Raw genomic sequence first — 19,683 nt, 5'->3', positions numbered from 1 at the left:
GTGACGCGTCTCTATGCTGTAGCGTCACGAGTCCGATTTATGCCTACGAGTCAGATTCGCCCCAAGATTCTTGGCTTTATCAATGAACAAGCCTCTGCGTGGGTCGTCGCGACATTTGCCTTTCTGGTGGGTGCCGTTCTGACCGCTGTGTTGGCAATGGCCAACTTCGAACTCTATCAGCGCCAATTGCGTCAGCGTTTCGATCTGCTGGCCAATGAACGCTTCAGTCGTATTCAGGAGCGCCTCGATGGCCAGGCCTATCGTCTGGATAGCCTGCGGCGCTTCTTCACATTCTCCGATACCGTCACCCGAGCTGAATTCAATGGGTTCGCTGATCCTTTACTGATCGGCACTCAGGCTTATTCATGGGCGCCAAAAGTGCTGAACGCGCAGCGCCACTCGTTTGAGCAGCAGGCGGTAGCCGAGGGGTTAACGGGTTTTACGATTCGTCAGATAGCTCAAAACGGGACGCTCGAAACGGCCGGTATCCGACCCGACTATTTCCCGATGCTCTTTACCCGGTCGCGCAGCAGCCTGCCGTTACCGCTGGGTTTTGATATCGGGTCTGAAAGTGTGCGCCGTGATGCCATCGATCTGGCTGGCAAGCTGGGAGCAATGGTCGCAACACCAAGAGTCAATCTTGTCGGTCTGGAGCCTGAGAATTCCAGCGGCGTGTTGCTACTGGCGCCCGTCATGTCCGCTGAAGCTGGTTCTGTAAGCGAGGTCAGTGGCTTCGTCATGGCGGTCATCAGCCTCAGCAAGTTGATGACTGAGGGGCTACCGTCTCAGGACAACCTGACACTGACCATGCGGGACCTGACATCGCCAGCGGAACCGCAGTTGCTCTATCAATCGGCCACGCCTGCCGCATCGGATGAAATGCGGGTCAGCACGTTATTACGCATGGCGAATCGTGACTACCTACTGGATATCCGGCCCACCGAGATGTTCATGAACAGTAATCAGTCGCTGGCTGGCACCGTGATTCTCATGGGTGGGTTGTTGAGCCTGCTACTCAGCGCACTGCTTTACAACCTGGTCAGTCAGCGCCAGCGTGCCTTGCGCCTGGTTGATGAGCGTACAGCCGAACTGCGTGTGCGCGAGCGGCAGTTGCGTGGTGCGCATGGGGAGCTCAGCAATGTACTGAATGCGGCAACCGATGTTGCAATCATTGCGACGGATCTGAACGGGGTGATCAGTACGTTCAACGTGGGCGCGCAGAAGATGTTGGGGTATAGCGAGGAGGAGGTGCTGGGCCATTTCCAGCTCAAGGACCTGCAACTGGCTGCCGAACTGGAAGACCATGCTCAGCATTTGAGTCAGGCTTATGGTTATCGGGTTACCGCCAGTCAGGCGATCTTTGTGGAGGCAAACGAGGCGAATGGTCACAAGTCCCACGAGTGGACATTCGTTCGCCATGACGGCAGTTCCCTGACGGTCAACATGCTGGTCACTGCAGTGCGCAACGAACATGAACAGTGGGTCGGGTATCTGGCTGTCTGTATTGATATCACCGAGCGTACGCTGGTTTATGAAGCACTGGCAGCCCGAGACCTTCTACTGAAGAAAATCAGCGCGCATGTGCCTGGCGGTATCTACCAGTACCAGATGGACGCCGACGGTCAGTCGCGTTTCAACTACATCAACGATGGAATGTGCGAACTGCATGGCATGACTCATGAGCAGATGCTGCTGGATTTCAAATCGGTATTTGCTCGTGTCCATCCTCTGGATGCGCAGCGCGTGAAGGACTCCATGTACGCCTCGGCGCAACAAATGACGCCTTGGCAGGCTGAGTACCGACTCAACGTTCCCGGGGATGGGCTGCGTTGGGTACACGGCCACGCAACGCCTGAAGCCCAGCCCGGCGGGGCGGTGATCTGGCATGGTTTCCTCTCCGAGATCACTGACTTGAAGCGTGTGGAGGAGGAGTTGCGCGCGCTGTCGGTTACCGACGTCTTGACGGGTGCCTACAACCGGCGTTATTTCCAGGAGCGCTTGAATGCTGAGTTGGCCCGTGTCCATCGTCATGGCGGGTCGTTGTCGCTGATCATGCTCGATATTGATCACTTCAAACGCATCAATGATGAGTATGGGCATGCGGTCGGTGACACGGTGCTACAGGCCATTTGCCAAAGAATCACCACCCGATTGCGCCGCAGCGATGTCTTCTGTCGACTGGGCGGTGAGGAGTTTATGGTGCTTTGCCCAGGCAACACGGCCATTGAGGCTCACGAACTGGCGATTCAGCTCTGGACTGTGTTGCGCAGTCATCCTGTGGAGGGTGTCGGGCTGGTCACGGCCAGTTTTGGTGTCGCGAGCTGGCGGGCAGGTGAGGGTGCGGATGTGCTGCTGCTGCGTGCAGACTCCGGGGTTTATGCGGCCAAGCAGGCAGGGCGGGATCGGGTTGAGTGTGAAAGCCAGGAGACGGCGAGTTTGTGAGGATTGGCAAACATTGGTCTTGTAGGAGCTGCCGAAGGCTGCGACGGCGGTATCTCAGGAAAAATGTTTCGCAGCCTTCGGCAGCTCCTACAGAAAACACATATTGCTGTTTGTCTGATAGGGGCAAGCGGGCGACCTGAATCACCCGCCAAATTTCTCTGTCCCTTACTGCTGTCGTATAGACACTGTGTTGTCGCCCAGTTTCGGCTGACGATACAGCTCGACCAGCACTTCATCGAGCACTGACGAAGCGCCCCATGGTCGTGGGTCGTTGAGGATGGCGACCACTGCCCAGGTATTGCCATTGCTGTCGCGGCTGAAGCCAGCAATAGCGCGAACGTTGTTCAAGGTGCCGGTCTTGATATGCGCTTCACCCAGCAGCGGAGTGCGCTTCAGGCGCTTGCGCATGGTGCCGTCCATGCCTGCAAGCGGCATGGAACTCATGAATTCTGCTGCGTAGGGGCTTTTCCACGCGGCTTGCAGAATGATGGCCATTTCCCGGGCGCTGACGCGTTCGTCCCGAGAGAGCCCAGAGCCATTCTCCATGACCAGATGAGGGGCCGTAATGCCTTTCTTGGCCAGCCACTGACGAATCACCCGTTGTGCTGCTTTGGCGTCATCACCATCAGCATCGTTGCGGTACTCCGAGCCCAGGCTCAGGAACAACTGCTGAGCCATGGTGTTGTTGCTGAATTTGTTGATGTCGCGAATCACTTCAACCAGGTCTGGTGAAAAAGCCTTGGCCAGCAACTTGGCGCTGCCGGGTACTACGTCCACCCGATCCTTGCCTTGAATGGTGCCGCCCAACTCCTGCCAGATCGCCCGTACGGCACCCGCTGCATAAGTCGGGTGATCCAGCAGAGACAGGTAAGTCTGCGAGTTGCAGCCATCGCCAAGCTGGCCGGTGACAGTCACGTTAACCGTGCCATCCGGCTGGGTGACCGGGTTATAACGAACATCGCCACATTGTTTGGACGCGAGAGCTTTGACCTGGTTATCGACGCGAATAGTCGCGATCGGCGGCTCAACCGACACCATGACTTTGCCGCCATCGTTACGTGTGATGAAGCGCAGCGCCTTGAGATTGACCATCAGCGAGTCAGGCTTGACCAGGAACGGCTTGTTTCTGTCGTTACCATCATCATCGAACACGGGCAGTTGCGGTTGTACGAAGTGGCTGCGATCCAGCACCAGATCGCCGGTAACCTGCTGCACGCCATTGGCACGCAGGTCACGCATCAGCAACCAGAGCTTTTCCATGTTCAGCTTGGGGTCGCCGCCGCCTTTGAGGTAGAGGTTGCCACGCAACACGCCGTTATTAAGCGTGCCGTCGGTGAAGAATTCGGTTTTCCACTGGTGGGTAGGCCCAAGCATTTCAAGGGCGGCGTAGGTCGTGACCAGTTTCATGGTTGAAGCCGGGTTCACCGAAACATCGGCATTGAACACCGTCGGCGTGCCGGGCCCGTTCAGGGGCAACATCACCAATGAAAGCGCGTCATTACCCAGCTTGCTGGCTTTGAGCGCTTGCTGAACTTTGGGGGGGAGTGAAGTATTGATAGGCGCGGCGTAGACAGGCAGGGCCAGCGGTAAAAGAAGCGAGGCAAAAAACAATGGACGCAATGATTTGATCATTCAACAACCCCTACAACAAAGACGGGACACGAGAGGGCATGGATGGATTCCCTCGATAAAAAATACAGATGACTCAAATAAAACGCCGAAACGGTTCGTTAACAATATGTAATACGTCTGAATAGAGCGGCATTATGCCCCAACCGTGGGCGAGTTGTGCCCTGGTCAGGCGTCCGGGCCAAGTATTTTTGTCATTGCGATGCAGCACAGTGTCGCTATCAATGGCGCTGGCTGGTCTGACTGCGCCGGTTTTATGGGCATTTGCTTTGCCAAGCTGATAAAGTGCGCCCCGATATTACTCAAGAGGATTGTTCCAATGGCCACTAATCGTTCCCGTCGTCTGCGCAAAAAACTCTGCGTTGATGAATTCCAGGAGCTGGGTTTTGAGCTGAACCTGGACTTCAAGGAAGATCTGGATGACCAGGCGATCGACGCATTCCTCGACGCTTTTCTGACTGAAGCCATGGACGCCAATGGTCTCGATTACGTTGGTGGTGATGACTTCGGTCTGGTTTGCCTCGCCAAACGCGGTTCTGTCAGCGAAGAGCAGCGTGCAATCGTTGAAGCATGGCTCAAGGGTCGCAGCGAACTGACCAAAGTTGAAGTCAGCCCGCTCATGGACGCATGGCACCCGGAAACGCCGATCAATCCGGCAGCCTGATGTCAGGGCGGCAGGCTTCATGCCTGCCGCCTCATCCCTTTCTTCATTCCTCCCTTACGCCGCAATGTTCAGCTGCTCCCGCAGCGCCTGTTCCAGATCAAGCATTGCAACTTCGATGGCTCGTTGACGTTCCTGGATGACGCTTTCGGTCGTTGTTTCCATGCACGCATCCTCTAACGCTTCGCAGGTCTCAATCACCTGGGTTGCACGAATGATTCGCGCGGCACCTTTGATCCTGTGCGCAAGCAGGCATAACTCATGTTGGTCCTTGGCTGGCAGCAGAACGGCAAGCTTCATTCGATCTTCTTCGCTGCTGTGCAGGAGCTGTTCGAGCAACCGCCGAATCATCTCGGGGCGCTCACCGGTCAGGGCACTGATGCTGCCCATGTTGAAAGCGGGCTGCAGTTCTGCGGATGAAGTCTGTTCGGTGTCGGGCACTGTTTCATCCCGGGGGTGAATGTTACTCAGGCGCTCGTTCAGGGAGTTCAGGCTGATAGGCTTGAACAGGCAGTCGTCCATACCGGCTTCGCGACATCGCTGTTTCTCTTCCGGTTGTGCGTTGGCGGTGAAACCCAGAACGGTACAAGGCGCCTGGCGAGACGCTTGCTCCTGATTACGGATTGCCCGGGTCAGGTCATAGCCATTCATGATCGGCATATTGCAATCAGTCACGACGACATCGAAATGGCCTGCCAGCCAGAGTTCCAGGCCTTGTGCGCCGTGTTCCGCCACCGCACAGCGATGCCCGAGAAACTCAAGTTGCTGGCAGAGCAACAAGGAGTTTGCTGGATGGTCGTCGACTACCAGAATATTCAACGCAGCGTTGGCCTGTGCAGCGCTTGCAGGGTGCTCTGTGGATATCGCCAGAGGTTCCAGTGTGGTGAGGCTGAAGGTCATGTTGACCTGTGTGCCCTGACCCTGCTCACTGCTCAACTCCAGCGTGCCGCCCATCATCTCGCACAGGCTACGACAGATCACCAGTCCCAGACCGGCCCCGGTGCGTGCCTGTTGACCATTGTCGTCAGCCTGAGCAAAAGGCTCGAACAACCGCTGGAGATCTTCTTTACTGATACCGATGCCCGTGTCCTGAATCCGTATGTGTAATTGCAACTGTCGGGAATCGGTCTCGCTTTCGGTCTGCAAGGTGATTTTGATCTGGCCCTTTTCTGTGAATTTGATCGCGTTGCTGATCAGGTTGGAAAGAATCTGTTTGAAGCGCAGCGGGTCGACCAGGACATCGGTATTGATGCCACTGTCCAGGTCTAGCAGAAGACTGAGGCTTTTTTGTCGGGCCAGCCCGTCGAACACACGTACCACGGACTCAACCAGTTGACGCAGGTTGGCGCGTTCCGGGCTCAAGGTCAGGCGACCGGATTCAATACGTGCGACGTCGAGGATGTCTCCAATCAGTTCCAGCAGGTCCTTGGCCGAGCTGTAAGCGACCTCTACGGCCGGCCGGTCCAGATGGCCCTGGTCAGCGCGCTTGAGCGCCAGTTCGAGCATGCCTATCACCGCATTCATCGGTGTTCGTATCTCATGGCTCATGGTGGCGAGAAAGGTACTTTTGGCTCGATTGGCATTGTCCGCCTGGTCCTTGGCGGCGCGCAGGTCCTCGATCAGTTGTCGACGTTCGCTGATATCGATCCAGCCTCCAATAATGCCTTTTACCTCGCCCAATGAATCCCGGAAGGGCAGAATCCAGTGATATATCGTGAGCTGTCGTTCTCCGATCTGCAGGGTGCGATCGAGGATTTTCGGGCTATTGCTGGCCATGACTTGCTGATAATCACTGGCAAATTCTCTGGCCTCGAACACATTACTCAGAACGCCTTCAGTGACACTTTTATCGAGGATGTCTTCACGTCGAGCATCAAAAGCCTTCAGGTAGCTGTCATTGCACATGCGCAGCAAGCCTTCGCGGTCGCGCACATAGATAGGGTGCGGACTGCCATTGACCAGTGCTCTCATGAATTCGAACTGGTCGTTCAAGGCTCGTTCGGCCTGTTCGCGCTTCTTGATCTGGCGCCGCATGTACGCGTTCCAGGCCAGAGAGCCCAATAACAAGAGACCTGCACCCAATACAATCTGGTAAATCTGTCGCTGGTAATCCTGCCAGTTGCCGCCAGCCGGGGTGAAAGACCGCCAGCGATTGTTGATCGCCGCGAGTTCCTGAGGGGCGATGCTCGACAGTGCTTTATCAAGAATACTGTTCAGTTCAGTCGCTTTCCGGGAGGTGGCCATCGCAATCAAAGCCGGTTTGTCACCGACCGTCGTCGTGATCTGTAGTCTGTTCTCAAAAATCCCCGATGCCAGAAAATAGTTGGCACTTACCAGCGAGGTAATTGCAGCCTCGACCCGGCCCTGAGCAAGCATTTCCAGCGTTTGAAACGGATTATCGACTTCTATAGGGACCACTGCGGGAAACTCGCGTCGCAGGAACGCCATGACTGGACTGCCCAGCGGGATCGCGACCCGCTTGCCGCTCAGTTGATCCAGATTGATCGAGTTTTCTGGCCATTTACGGGTGACCAGTACGAAGGAATTGTCCAGGTAGGGTCGACTGAAACTGAATTGATCCTCTCGCTCCTCACTGGAGATCAAAGCACCGATCAGGTCCGCCTGACCCTGGCTGACCTGACTCATCACGTCGGCCATGCTGGGCGCGCGGCTGATCTCGAAGCGTAAACCGGTACGCAGGCGCACCAGTTCAAGCAGGTCGGCGGTTATCCCGCGAAAATTGCCGCTGGCATCAAAAAATGTCAGTGGCGCGTAAGACTCGTTGATGACAACCCTGACGGTCGGATGCTGTTCGATCCAGCGTTCTTCCCGCTGGGTCAACTGGAGCTTCTGGTCTGTCAGCATCAAGTCGCTGGCGCCCCAGCGTTTTGATATTGCGATGCGCTCTTCGACCGGAATGGCTTTGAGGGTGGCATTGAGTATGTCCAGCAACTGAACGTTTTCTCCACTTATCGCGAAGCTGAAACCATCAGGCTCATGCCGGCTGAAGTTAGCCATCTGGATGTTGTTGAGGTAACCCTTGTTGATCATGTATTGGGTGGAAATGGTGTCTCCGAGAAAGACATCCGCCTGATTGAATGCAACGGCATTGATCGCGCTTTGAAACGATGGATAGGTTTTCACTGCCGTTTTGGGGTAAAGCTTCTGAACTTCTTCGGGGGGCAGATAGTGGTACATCATGCTCAGGCGCATTTCCGCCAGGCCGTCAGAGAGTGCGCGCGTTTCGCCAATCCGGGTGACGAGCACGGGTTGATCTACGGCATAGGGCGTTGAAAGTTTGATGTTCCGGTCTATCGCTTCGAAACCGTTCGCGCTGCCCAGCAGGTCTATCTGCCCGGTCGCAAGGGCCGCAATGGCTGTCTGTCTGGATTCGAAGCGCAGGACTCTGACAGGCAGGTCCAGCGCCCTGGAAATAATGCTCGCATAGTCAGCGGTAAGCCCTTCGTAATCACGACCGTTAAGTGTCATGTCGAAAGGCGGATAGTCAGGGGCCGAAGTCCCCAGGACCAATTCGCGCTTGTCGCGTATCCACTGCCATTGCGCTTTGTCCAGTTGCAGCTCCATATGCCCGATGCTGGAGCGACCCAGCAAGGTATAAAGTTCGGCCGCAACGACAGCGGTCTGCCACCCGAGGCCAAAGCAAATGCTCGTGGTCAGGATCAAGTAGTAATTAAAGCGCTTGGACATCCTGTTCCTCACACTAGCGCGTTGCGTTTTGCCATCTCGATTAGTTCTACCAGGGTTTTGACCCTGAGTTTTTGCATCAGGCGTGTTTTGTAAGTGCTGACGGTCTTGTTGCTAAGAAACATACCTTTGGCAATTTCCTTGTTCGTTCGACCCTGAGCGAACAACTGCAATACCATCAGTTCGCGATCATTGACCAGTTTAAAAAGCTCTATTTCGCTGGGCTCTCCATTTTCACCACTGGGCGTAGACAGTGCCTGACTTGGAAAGTAATTGTAGCCGGATAATACCGCTTTTACCGAGCTGAGCAATTCACTCAGATCTTCCTGTTTACAGACATAACCTGCTGCGCCGGACTGCATGCACCGAATCGCGAACAGACTTGGGGTTTGTGAGGTTAGCACCAGTATTTTCGAAGCAAGCCCCATCGAATTGAAGCGGGCCAGTACCTCGAGGCCGTCCAGCTTGGGAATGCTGATGTCCAGAATGATCAGGTCAGGCATGCATTCGCGGACCATTTGCATTGCATCCACACCATTATCAGTCTCGCCCACGACTTCGTAGTTTTCGTTTTCCAGGAGCATTCTTACGGCAAGACGAATGACCGGATGGTCATCAATGATAAAAACTGAGTTCATAGTTCAATCCATACGAGATGCGAGGAAAGCGCGCACCTTAGCTCAGATGTTCAGGCAGGCACATGAAGAGACCCTGCTATAGGTGATATATAGGAAAGTTCCTACAATAATTAGCGTATTGGAGCACGCGGGAACTCGTTTTTGTAATGCGTAATGTTTAAATTGAGTGGGATTGCAGGGGGGGCTATTAAGTGTCGATGATCATGCTGTTTATTGCGATTGGGAATTAACCTACAGGTTGTTTATACGCTTTCAGTAGTTGTATCAGCATAGTTCACTACAGCACGAAAGGGTGCCGGGTCTGCAGCGTTTTTTTCTGATCCATCAGCGCGCCTCGTGCGTGCATGGGCGCGGTTAGCTGTCCGGGAAGTGTGACGCCATCAGCCTGGAGAGATCCGGGCCGTGTAGCGGCTTGTTCAGGCAGCCTAGCAAAGGGAGTTCACGTTGAGCCGCCAGTTGTTCGAGGGCCTGCAGTTGAGGCGTGTCCAGGCCGCTCAGAACGATCGCGTATCGTGCCATTCCTGCCTTGAAGGCTTGTTCAATGACGTCGAAACCCTCACCGTCTGGCAGGCACTGATCGCAAAGCAGCAAATCGTATGGCTCGGCGCTTCGCTGGATGGCTTGCATGGCCTCCGCTGCGGTAAGGGCAGGGGTTAACAGAAAGTACCCCAGATTATTCAGAAGTATCTGTGTGGCAATCAGTTGGAAGGGGTGATCTTCCACGAGCAGAATGCGTAAGTTGTGTTTAAACATCAGGTAGTCCGGCAGAAGCTGGCGCAGGCCGGACGCTGACCGGCGCACAGCTGCAGGCGTCGGGCAGCATCGACAATGGCCAGTGAAAGAGTAAGTGGAGGCGGCCATTAATGGCTCTCAAGCGGGGGAGTATCAGGCAGGCACGAAAACATTTGCGATAAGACAATTCCTAAAAAAATGTAGGAGGCGTCTGAAGTTGTTGAAGATTTGCTGCTGAGAAGGGGGCTGCCGCCCAATCGTTCAGGGACGCCGGGCGGCAGTGCCTACTTTACATAGGGCTTGAGCGTCCGGTCATTTCCCTGGCCATTTCACTGGCATAGCTGTCGGTCATTCCAGCAATAAAGTCGATCATGCGCAGGAATGATGCATGCAAGGGGGCATGAGGATCGGGCGCATTGTTGCCCAGCAGATCGAGAATGCGCCTGTGCTTGAACGAGGGCGCCCGGCCGCCAAACTGCTCCAGTGCAGCGCCACAGAAAGCGTTGAGCAGTATTTCAAGCGTGGTATAAGCACCGATCTCGTGCAGGGTCTTGCGCTTGTCCTGAAAGATTTTCTTGCGGGCCATGTCCTTGGCACTCAGTACACAGCGCTTTGCCGGGCCATGCATGTGTTCGACCAGATCGCCACTGAGCGTACCGGCCAGTAACGCGTCCTGCTGTTCGACGAAGGCCCTCGCAGCGGCGTTGGTCAGATGCTCAATGGCTTTACCGCGCAGGATCGCCAGTTTGCGCCGACGCGAGTCATCAGGACCCAGTTGGCGATAGGTATCAGGCAAATCATCGCCGACCAGCCCCAACAGCAGCGACTCTACCTCCGCGTACTCCAGCAGCTCCATCTCCAGCCCGTCTTCAAGATCGATCAGGGCATAACAGATGTCATCTGCGGCCTCCATCAGATAGACCAACGGGTGCCGCGCCCAACGCTGCTCTTCAAGTTGTGGCAGCCCCAGTTTCTGCGCGATCTGTTCAAGGATCGGCAGCTCGCTCTGATAGCAGCCAAATTTGTGTTTCTTGTAGCCCAGGGAGTCGGCATGGCGAGCCGTCCATGGGTACTTCAGGTAGGTGCCGAGGGTGGCATAGGTCAGTCGTGTGCCGCCGTCGAACTGGTGATACTCCAGCTGGGTCAGGACTCGAAAACCCTGGGCGTTACCTTCGAAGTTGAGGAAGTCGTTGCGTTCAACCTCACTCATCGCATCGAGCCAGCCCCGGCCGGCAGCTTGTTTGAACCAGTTACGGATAGCGTCTTCGCCGGAATGGCCGAACGGAGGATTGCCAATGTCGTGCGCCAGGCAAGCCGACTGTACGACCATGCCCAGATCACTGGGATCACACCAGTCGGGCAGGGCGCTGCGCAGTGTTTCACCAACCCGCATACCCAATGAACGACCAACGCAACTGACTTCCAGCGAGTGGGTCAGGCGCGTATGAATGTGATCGTTGCTCGACACGGGATGGACTTGTGTCTTGCGCCCGAGACGGCGAAATGCCCCGGAAAAAATGATTCGGTCATGATCTTTATGGAAAGGACTGCGCCCCAGTTCTTCCGGGCTGTGCAGGGTTTTGCCAAGTCGTTCGCGGTTGAGCAGGGTTTGCCAATCCAAGGCGTTCACTCCGTTGGTTAAGACCGCCTAGCTTCCGGGTTCCAGGACCCGGCTGCAAGGGGGTCAGAAGCCCGCTGCGTCAACATCGATCAAGAGAATGCGTTGGTCGTTGTCGAAAAACTGTCCAGCGGTCAGGCAATACTGGTTAGTGGTAGCGTCTCGATAGGTATTGGAGAGGATCAGGCGGCGCTCATGCCAGCCTTCTGCAAGCAGATGATAGAAGTAGGGGCGCCAGGACCAATTGTGGCCAATGTAGGCAGCGTCAGACCGCCATTCACCGTTGCGCCACTCCAGATTGGGCGTGAGTTGAGTACCGTGCCGGTCGCACTGGTAGAAACGCAGCAGCCAGGGGTAGTCGTGCAGTTGTGGCAACTGGTTGAGTGAACTCTGGTCCCAGCGTTGCAAGATAGACATCAACGACGCCAGTTGCTGGCGCAGTCCCATGACCAGTGCTCGCTCCGCCAGCTTTTTCTGCACGTAGCGGTCGCGCAGACGGGCGAATTGTTCAACGAATGCATCCGGCTGGAAGAAGGTTTGCTCGCCGGGAGCAAACAGAAAACCCTGGACATAGCGTGCGCCGCACTCCAGGGCAAAGTGCAATTCGGCTTCCGTTTCGACTCCTTCGGCGATAATCCAGCAGCCGGTTTTTTCTGCCATTTGGGCAAGCGCTTTGACAATGTCACTGCTGGGCCCGCCTTTGGCCGCGGCCTGAAACAAACGCATGTCAAGCTTGAGTATGTCGGGCTGCAGAGCCAGCACGCGGTCCAGCTGCGAGTAGCCAGCACCGAAATCATCAATGGCGATTCGTGCACCTGCCTCGCGGTAACGGCTCACTACTTCCGCAAGACGCTGGCTGTTGCCATCCAGTTCGGTGATTTCAAACACGATGCGTTGAGGCTCTACGCCGTTTCGTTGCAGTTGCTTGAGGCTGGGTAGAGGTTGCCCCGGGCGCAGGCGAGAAATCCACCGGGGTGAAATATTCAGGCTCAGAAACCAGTCGTCGGGCGCCTCATGCAATCGACTCAGAGCGTTGTCGCGGATGATGCGATCCAAACGACGTAATGACGCGGCAGGCATTTTCGGATCTGCGAACAGCGGACCCACTGACTTTAGCTGGCCGTCGTCCTTGCGTACACGGCCCAATGCTTCAACACCAGCAATACGGCCAGTAGCGGTATCAATGAACGGCTGAAAGCAGGCAATAGGTTGCCCATCAATCACATGGCCTCCTCAGTAAACTCGGCAGTTGAAATCAAAATTTCCGCAGCAAAACCGATGGCTTCAGTGAAACCTGAAGCCATCGATCCAACTTGACAGGGAGGTGCTACTTGCAAGAACGCAGCCAATTGCCACTAGCGCTTTCGGGAGGACCCTAACGCCATTCTGATCACAGGCAACAGGCTTACACCGAGTTTGATGATCCGGGTCAGACCGCCAGGACGCGAGCCTTTTGCGCCTTTACCGCCAAGGAACCCCAGCAGCGAAACGACACCCATACCCCACAAGGGCGCATGCTTGATGCCGAGCGCGCCCTGCCAGTCGGTACCCATCCCGCGAACCCTTCGCAACGGCTGGAGAAGATTGTTCGACTCCTGCCGGATTTCCTGACGATGCATTTCCATGCGCAGGCGAACCAGCGCTTTGCGCAATTCGCGGCGGGAATGTTTCTGGTGAGATTCAGGCAGACTCATCGCATCAATCGCTCACGGTCATTGGCCAGTTCTTCGAGTGTCGCGTTGAACGGCGAGGACTCGTCGAATATGGCAGCTTTGAGACGCAGGGCGCAAAACAGCGCACACAACGTATAGAACACGCATAGACCGATAATGCCGGCCAGACGATAGCTGTCCCACAGTACGATCAGTAGTAATGCCGACAGGCCCGTCAGCAGCAGCAAGGCGAAGACGAGCGCCAGGCCGGCGAACAGGAGCAGGCTCAAAGTACGGGCCTTTTGCTCCTGAAGCTCGATACCGAACAGCTCTACATGGCTGTGCAGCAACCCGAGGACAGCCGCGCCAAGCCGCCGCGGCGACGATGAGGTCTGGTCTGATGCCTGACCGGATTCAGTTCCCAGAGCCATAATCGTTAGCGCCTTGTTGCCAGCAGGCCAATCAGGAAACCAACGCCAGCCGCGATGCCTACCGACTGCCATGGGTTGGTTTGAACATAATCTTCGGTTGCTACGACGGCGGCCTTGCCCCGCTCACGAAGTGATTCTTCGGTGAGTTTCAGGGTTTCGCGGGCGCGCAGCAGGCTTTCATTGATCTGGCTGCGTAATTCGTCAGCCTGCTCGCCTGCCAGTGAAGCGGTGTGTTCCAGGAGCTTCTCCGTATCGGCAACCAGGACCTGAAAGTCAGCCATCAAGATTTCCTGAGCGTTCTGTGCTGTTTGGCGTGCCATTTTTCTCTCCATTAGGTGCGTATGGGCTTTCGAGTCCAGGGGCTTGCTGAAGGTTCACTTCAATGCCACATCAAATCCAGGTATCCGTCCGGGCCTGTTTTGCGGTGTGTTGGTGCGCGGCCGTTAGCGGTGCGCTTATCAGGAGCGCGTTCGAGCAGGCGTTATCTGGACGCAAGCGCTGTGCCCGGAGTTTCCACGATTTTATTCGCTCTGTCTCGGGGCGTGTCCTGATAGTGCCGTTTCTTGTGACACCTTCAAGACGTGGCCTCATCGGGGCAGGATTTGGCTATGCTGTACTCCGACGCTAAATCGTGGGGACTGCTTTGGCGACAGTCCCCTGGTTTACTCGCCGAAAGAGGTGCTCGTTTTACAGGGACTGTCTTTTGGCAAATCATGGCAGTACTGTCGCCGTTCAGTGGCGTTCAGGCATGGGCTGGAGAGTGGCATGGAGCGGTTGTATTCCCTTCAAGGGCTGAGGGGCCTTGCAGTGCTGGGCGTGGTGCTTTTCCACATGACGGCCGTCGAACTGAAGTATTCGGGGGGCGACAGGCTCTTGCCGGGCTGGCTGGATTTTTTTCAGTTAGGTGTCGATCTGTTTTTCGTCATCAGTGGTTTCGTGATGGTGATTGTCAGTCGTGGGCGGTTCCAGAACGGCGTTGAACGGCAGCGTTTTCTGTTCAATCGCGTATCGCGTATATACCCCACGTATTGGTTGTATTTTTTCATCACCTTGCTGGTTTATCTGGTTCAGCCAGGAATGGTCAACAGTGCTCACGGCGAGTCGAACCTGTGGCGGTCATTCTTGCTCCTGCCCAGTGACAAGGTGCTGCTGGTGATGGTGGCGTGGTCACTGGTGTTCGAGTTGTGGTTCTACCTGGTTTTCAGTGTTTTGCTGTTTTTCAAAGAGCGCAGCTTGCCATGGCTGCTTGCTGTCTGGGCGTTGGTGTTACTGGTGTTCAATGCGCTGGAGGATTGGCAGGAGTATTCGCCGGTGCTGGCGGTGATCCTTCACCCTTATGCACTGGAATTCATCGCCGGAGCATTACTGGCCCTGTTCTTCTATAGCCCGAACAGCGCGCGTATCCCCGGTTCCGCAGTCTGGGGACTTTTGGCTGCGGCGGTGCTGCTGGGGATTCCGGTGATAGGCGCTTACGGGTTGTTTGAAGGTCACGGCTTGTCAAGGATGGTGGTCGTCGGTGTGGTGTTCGCTACGCTGGTTTTCGCCCTGGCGTTGCTGGAGCGTCGCGGGCCTGTCTCGATGCCAAAGGGACTGGTGTTAATCGGCGACATGTCTTACACCGTCTATCTGTCACATCTATTGGTGCTGGGCGTTATCGGGCGTATCTGGCAGTTGTCGGGCGGTTGGCCTGGCAACCTGATGGACAATATTTTCTTCTGCGCACTGATGATGAGTGCGGTGCTATGTTACGGCTGGGTCGGTTATCGCTGTTTCGAGAAGCCGGTGCTGGATCGGGCCAACACGTTTGCCCGCAAACACTTTCGAGCTCGCTCATCTAGCCTGGAGCGGGCGCAGTAGGATTCTGGCGGCAACTCCCTGTTGGAGTGACAGTTGGATATACAGCTCGCGTCAATTACCCCTTACGGCGGCATCACCGTGATGTTGCCTGCTGCACTGGTTATCACCGGCTGGCTATGGATGACCCGTTCGCGACGCTCGGCACTTCTGTGGGTCGCCACAGTGTTCGCGGTCTACTCGATCGTGGCGGTCAGCAAAATCCTTTTCAAGGGTTGGGGCGTGGCACTGGAGAGCCTGGGCATCTACGTCTTGAGTGGCCATGCGATGAATACGTGCCTGGTACTCACGGTAGGATTGAGTCTGCTCGCCCGTCAGGTTCATCCGCTACTGAGCTGGCCCGCAGCAGCAATTGGCTTGGCGGTGGGCTGGATGTTCAGCATCTATTGCGTTGCGCCATTCATCCATCCGTTGCCCGAAGCTGTTGCTGGTGCACTGTTGGGCTCGCTGGCAGCCTGCCTTTTTTTACTGGGTCTGGAGAATATCCAGCCAGGCAGAATTCCTTCTGCAGCCTTGCTGGTGGGGTTGCTGCTTATTGCCTTCAATGCCACTACGCCCAAGTACACCGCAGAATCGATTCTGGACCGTATATCAATGCGTATCTCCGGTGCTGAACAGGTTTTCAGGGCACCAGAGTGGCGGGTTCCCGGGCAACCGCTTTGAATCCAGCTTGCTGCTTTCGCAACCGGGCCTTGCTCGACGACCCTCTGCAGCAGGCCTAAAATAGTGGCTAATTTCCTGTATTGAGGGTTGCCCGCATGCCTCCTGAATGCCAGTTGTTCGGCACCTTGGGGTGCCATCTTTGTGAAGTCGCCGAAGCTGAGTTGATGCCGCTGGTGGAGCATGGGTTGTTGGTCGAACTGGTAGACATCGGTGACAGCGAGCGCCTGGTCGATACCTACGGGTTGCGTATCCCTGTCCTGCGTCGTGTTGATACCGGCGCGGAGCTGGACTGGCCGTTCAGTGTGGAGCGGGTTGTCAGCTTTTTATCGTAGGTGTCGAGACCAAACCGCGGTACGGATATGCGCTTCCTTTGAGCGCTGATTGTTTGCGATATGCACACCGCAGACTGCTGGCAAACATCCGTACACGATATTGAGTGGAACTTTTGCTCCGTTGAGCGTGTACAAGACTAGGTAAACCTTCATCCGGGCAGGCTTTTATCGCTGCCTTGCACTTTTCTCAGCAAATGGACGAATGATGAAACCTTATCTCTGGCTTGGCCTTTTTGGCGCATTTTCTCTGAATACCGCACTCGCCGATTCGTTATCGGTCCCGATGAATCTGGTCAGTACTACGGACGCAGCGAAGCCGATTGGCGAAGTCATCATCACGGAAACTGAATACGGTCTGCTTTTCACGCCTAGCCTGACAACTTTGCCGGCGGGTGTTCATGGCTTTCATATCCACGAAAATGCCAGTTGCGATACAGCAACCAAAGACGGTGTGAAAATTGCCGCTCAGGCGGCCGGTGGGCATTGGGACCCGAAAAAAACCGGCAAGCATCTGGGGCCTTACGCCAACGGTCACCTGGGTGACCTGCCAGCGATCTACGTCACTGAAGACGGCATGGCCAACTATCCGGTTCTGGCACCACGTTTGAAAAAGCTCAAGGACGTCAAAGGCCATGCACTGATGATCCATGCGGGCGCAGACAACCATTCTGATATGCCTAAACCTCTAGGGGGTGGTGGTGATCGGGTTGCGTGCGGCGTGATCTGATACGCTCCGCCGATTCGCGATGAACAGGCTCTTGGGTGATAATGCCTGCGGCTCTTCAAGAGCAGTCCCAAGAGCCTTTCTCCGTGAGCCCCTGTATGATGTCCGAGTCTGTTTTTTCCGCCGCCAACAGCCAGGCGAGCACGCTGTATTTGCCACCCGGCACGTGGGTGACTGTACTTGATTGTCTGTGCGCGCATTTCAGCGCCATCAGCCGCGAGCAGTGGCTTGATCGTATCGCAAGGGGGCGTGTGCTGGATGCAAATGGCAAACCTGTAGCCGCAGATCTGGCTTACAGGGAAGGCCTGCGCATTCACTACTTCCGTGAAGTGCCCAATGAGACGCCGATTCCGGTTCTGGAAACCATTCTCTATGCAGACGAGCACCTGGTGGTCGCCGATAAACCTCACTTCCTGCCTGTAACGCCCGCGGGTGAGTACGTCGAACAGACATTGCTGCGCCGTTTGATCCGTCGACTGGGCAATCCTGATCTGGTGCCCTTGCATCGCATTGACAGGCACACCGCAGGGCTGGTGTTGTTTTCTGCAAACAAGCAGACCCGTTCTGCTTATCAGTCACTGTTCCCGACCCGTCAGATCGACAAGCGCTATGAAGCCATTGCGCCTGCATTGCCGGGTATCGAATTCCCCCGCGTGCACAAAAGCCGGTTGATCGATGGCGAGCCTTTCTTTCGCATGCAGGAAGGGCCCGGCGCCAGTAATACCGAGACCGCCATGGAGGTTTGCGAACGCAACGGCGATCTCTGGCGTTACGGGTTGTACCCGGTGACGGGTAAAAAACACCAGTTGCGGGTGCACATGGCCGCTCTGGGAGCCGGTATCTGCAATGACCCTTTTTACCCGGATGTAATCAAGGACGCAGTGGACGATTACGCCAGACCCTTGAAATTGCTCGCTCAAAGCTTGCGCTTTTGTGATCCGGTCACAGGGCAGCCGCGACAATTTCAGAGCGAGATTCGTCTGGACTGGTAATCCGGTGTTTTTCGTAACCCATAAAAAACCCGCACTTGGCGGGTTTCTTTAGATCTACTACACCGCAGCCAGATCAGAGGTCCTTGACGGTACGCACTTGATCTTTATTGACGCGAGTTTCCTTGCCGTCAAGTTGCTTGAACTCGTAGAAGCCCGAATCTTCATCATACTTGGGTGTATCGACGGCCTGAATTTCCCGGCCATCGGTCAAGGTGATCACGGTCGGCGATGCACAGCCAGCAAGGGATGCGAGGCCCAGTGCGAGCAAAAAGGCAGCGGGAAGGGTCCGTTGGTTCATTACGGTGTCTCCTGGTCGATTCTTGGTTAACTGACGTTAAGACGTAACTGTCTTCAGCAAGTTCAATCAATATTAGTCGCTGCGCAATGCTTGATTCAGCCGGTGGTCCGGGTCAGCAACTCCGGAGTATTGAGGTTGGCCAGCCGCGGATCGTCAGCGTCACACTGCACGGCAGTTGCATGAAGACGTTCCATCACCCTGCGCGGGCTGCGTTCACCGCTCTGCCAGGCAGCTTCAAAAGCCTCTGCGTGGTGGGTCGGAATAATACAAAGCAGGGGTTGCCAGTGTGTTCCGCTGCGTACCATCACCGGTTGCCCGGGGTGCTTGAGCGACGTTTCCCGCAGGCTCTGCAGCAATGAGAGGTCGATCAATGGCACATCGCATGGCAAAACCAACAGATGTGAATGGCGCGCAAGCGGCAGGGCTGCGCGTATGCCCGCGAATGGCCCGTGAAACTCGTCGTTGCCATCCTGCACCAGGCGGTCGGCGTAAATCGCATAGTGTTCCAGGTTGCGATTACAGGAAATGAGCAGGTCGTCGGTCAACGGCCGGGTAAGACGATGCAGATGCTGTATCAGCGGCTCGCCCTGCCACGGGATCAGGCCTTTGTCCCTGCCGCCCATACGCTGACCCTGACCACCGGCCAGCAGCAGGATTGAACAGGCGGGAAGGGTGATGGCATCTGGCATGAGCGACTCGACCGAAGCAGTGAAATGGGGTGCTGTGATATAACACCGGCCTGTTTTCTCTACAACTGGACTGAGCGATGAAAGCCAAGGCTGACACCCCCTTTGTACCGCTGAATATTGCTGTTTTGACGGTCAGTGACACCCGCACCCGGGAAACTGACACCTCTGGCCAAATGTTTGTCGATCGCCTGACTGAGGCCGGTCACAGCCTGATCGAACGCGTTCTGCTCAAGGATGATCTGTACAAGATCCGTGCGAAGGTCGCTGGCTGGATTGCCGATGATGAAGTGCAAGTTGTGTTGATTACCGGCGGTACGGGCTTCACAGGTCGTGACAGCACGCCGGAAGCGGTTGCGTGCCTGCTGGACAAACAGGTCGACGGTTTCGGTGAGCTGTTCCGCCAGATATCAGTACCTGATATCGGCACATCGACCATTCAATCCCGCGCGCTGGCGGGTCTGGCCAACGGTACGCTGGTGTGCTGTCTGCCCGGGTCGACCAATGCGGTGCGTACCGGTTGGGACGGCATTCTCGCCCAGCAACTGGACAACCGTTTTCGCCCCTGCAACTTCGTGCCGCATTTGAAGCAAGCCGAGCCTTGCGCAACACGTGGATAAAGCGCC

19 protein-coding genes are annotated in these 19,683 nt (G+C 55.9%); 8 read left to right on the top strand and 11 right to left on the bottom strand.

What is annotated here, in order from left to right:
* Positions 1-39 precede the first annotated feature (39 nt).
* Complete coding sequence (locus ACYASS_RS19975) at positions 40-2,442, top strand: sensor domain-containing diguanylate cyclase (RefSeq protein ID WP_463587390.1); 2,403 nt, start codon at positions 40-42, stop codon at positions 2,440-2,442.
* A 165-nt stretch (positions 2,443-2,607) separates the two neighbouring features.
* Here the strand turns inward: ACYASS_RS19975 and dacB are convergent, their stop codons facing one another.
* Positions 2,608-4,074: a D-alanyl-D-alanine carboxypeptidase/D-alanyl-D-alanine endopeptidase gene (gene dacB, locus ACYASS_RS19970; RefSeq protein ID WP_243247286.1), complete on the bottom strand. Its 1,467-nt coding sequence runs from the start codon at positions 4,072-4,074 to the stop codon at positions 2,608-2,610.
* A gap of 316 nt (positions 4,075-4,390) precedes the next feature.
* Here dacB and ACYASS_RS19965 point away from each other — a divergent pair, with 316 nt between their 5' ends.
* Positions 4,391-4,735, top strand: a complete 345-nt coding sequence (locus tag ACYASS_RS19965; RefSeq protein WP_122664571.1) for a YggL 50S ribosome-binding family protein — start codon at positions 4,391-4,393, stop codon at positions 4,733-4,735.
* A gap of 54 nt (positions 4,736-4,789) precedes the next feature.
* On the opposite strand, the gene ACYASS_RS19960 is transcribed toward ACYASS_RS19965, so the two are convergent.
* From ACYASS_RS19960 to ACYASS_RS19925, 8 genes are all read right to left on the bottom strand, one after another.
* Positions 4,790-8,440 (bottom strand): transporter substrate-binding domain-containing protein, encoded by a 3,651-nt coding sequence (locus ACYASS_RS19960; RefSeq protein WP_463587389.1) that lies wholly within the window; start codon positions 8,438-8,440, stop codon positions 4,790-4,792.
* Positions 8,441-8,448: 8 nt separating this feature from the next.
* Entirely contained in the window at positions 8,449-9,075 is a 627-nt protein-coding gene (locus ACYASS_RS19955) for a response regulator (protein ID WP_463587388.1), read from the bottom strand.
* A gap of 354 nt (positions 9,076-9,429) precedes the next feature.
* Positions 9,430-9,828 (bottom strand): response regulator, encoded by a 399-nt coding sequence (locus tag ACYASS_RS19950; RefSeq protein WP_463587387.1) that lies wholly within the window; start codon positions 9,826-9,828, stop codon positions 9,430-9,432.
* A 268-nt stretch (positions 9,829-10,096) separates the two neighbouring features.
* Positions 10,097-11,428, bottom strand: coding sequence for a deoxyguanosinetriphosphate triphosphohydrolase (locus ACYASS_RS19945; protein WP_243247290.1), 1,332 nt, complete (start codon positions 11,426-11,428; stop codon positions 10,097-10,099).
* 63 nt (positions 11,429-11,491) lie between these two features.
* Positions 11,492-12,649 (bottom strand): EAL domain-containing protein, encoded by a 1,158-nt coding sequence (locus ACYASS_RS19940; RefSeq protein WP_463587386.1) that lies wholly within the window; start codon positions 12,647-12,649, stop codon positions 11,492-11,494.
* Positions 12,650-12,780: 131 nt separating this feature from the next.
* A complete protein-coding gene (locus tag ACYASS_RS19935; RefSeq protein ID WP_122664565.1) occupies positions 12,781-13,119 on the bottom strand; it encodes a hypothetical protein in 339 nt (112 codons plus the stop codon).
* The gene (locus ACYASS_RS19930; RefSeq protein WP_243247292.1) at positions 13,116-13,508 is read right to left on the bottom strand and encodes a phage holin family protein; all 393 of its coding nucleotides are present in this window, start codon (positions 13,506-13,508) and stop codon (positions 13,116-13,118) included. The genes ACYASS_RS19935 and ACYASS_RS19930 overlap by 4 nt, the downstream gene beginning before the upstream one ends.
* A gap of 5 nt (positions 13,509-13,513) precedes the next feature.
* Positions 13,514-13,828, bottom strand: a complete 315-nt coding sequence (locus ACYASS_RS19925) for an ElaB/YgaM/YqjD family protein (protein WP_122664563.1) — start codon at positions 13,826-13,828, stop codon at positions 13,514-13,516.
* Between the two features lie 445 nt (positions 13,829-14,273).
* Here ACYASS_RS19925 and ACYASS_RS19920 point away from each other — a divergent pair, with 445 nt between their 5' ends.
* The 5 genes from ACYASS_RS19920 (at position 14,274) to ACYASS_RS19900 (ending at position 18,073) form a co-directional block, all read left to right on the top strand.
* On the top strand, positions 14,274-15,365 hold the full coding sequence (locus tag ACYASS_RS19920; protein WP_463587385.1) for an acyltransferase family protein: 1,092 nt from the start codon (positions 14,274-14,276) through the stop codon (positions 15,363-15,365).
* A gap of 33 nt (positions 15,366-15,398) precedes the next feature.
* Complete coding sequence (locus tag ACYASS_RS19915) at positions 15,399-16,025, top strand: hypothetical protein (RefSeq protein ID WP_463587384.1); 627 nt, start codon at positions 15,399-15,401, stop codon at positions 16,023-16,025.
* A gap of 95 nt (positions 16,026-16,120) precedes the next feature.
* A complete protein-coding gene (locus ACYASS_RS19910; protein WP_243247294.1) occupies positions 16,121-16,357 on the top strand; it encodes a glutaredoxin family protein in 237 nt (78 codons plus the stop codon).
* A gap of 205 nt (positions 16,358-16,562) precedes the next feature.
* Positions 16,563-17,084: a superoxide dismutase family protein gene (gene sodC / locus ACYASS_RS19905; RefSeq protein ID WP_122664560.1), complete on the top strand. Its 522-nt coding sequence runs from the start codon at positions 16,563-16,565 to the stop codon at positions 17,082-17,084.
* 98 nt (positions 17,085-17,182) lie between these two features.
* Positions 17,183-18,073 carry a pseudouridine synthase gene (locus ACYASS_RS19900; RefSeq protein WP_463587383.1) on the top strand — a complete coding sequence of 297 codons (891 nt, stop codon included), beginning with the start codon at positions 17,183-17,185 and terminating at the stop codon, positions 18,071-18,073.
* A gap of 73 nt (positions 18,074-18,146) precedes the next feature.
* On the opposite strand, the gene ACYASS_RS19895 is transcribed toward ACYASS_RS19900, so the two are convergent.
* Both ACYASS_RS19895 and mobA read right to left on the bottom strand, forming a co-directional pair.
* Positions 18,147-18,371: a YgdI/YgdR family lipoprotein gene (locus ACYASS_RS19895; RefSeq protein ID WP_122664558.1), complete on the bottom strand. Its 225-nt coding sequence runs from the start codon at positions 18,369-18,371 to the stop codon at positions 18,147-18,149.
* A gap of 95 nt (positions 18,372-18,466) precedes the next feature.
* Complete coding sequence (mobA, locus tag ACYASS_RS19890) at positions 18,467-19,060, bottom strand: molybdenum cofactor guanylyltransferase MobA (protein ID WP_463587382.1); 594 nt, start codon at positions 19,058-19,060, stop codon at positions 18,467-18,469.
* Between the two features lie 77 nt (positions 19,061-19,137).
* Between mobA and moaB the strand changes: the two genes are divergently transcribed.
* Positions 19,138-19,677: a molybdenum cofactor biosynthesis protein B gene (gene moaB, locus ACYASS_RS19885; protein ID WP_027898187.1), complete on the top strand. Its 540-nt coding sequence runs from the start codon at positions 19,138-19,140 to the stop codon at positions 19,675-19,677.
* The last annotated feature ends 6 nt before the right edge of the window (positions 19,678-19,683 follow it).

Source organism: Pseudomonas sp. HP_14 (assembly GCF_055283875.1).
This window is presented reverse-complemented; position numbering and strand designations above follow the sequence as displayed.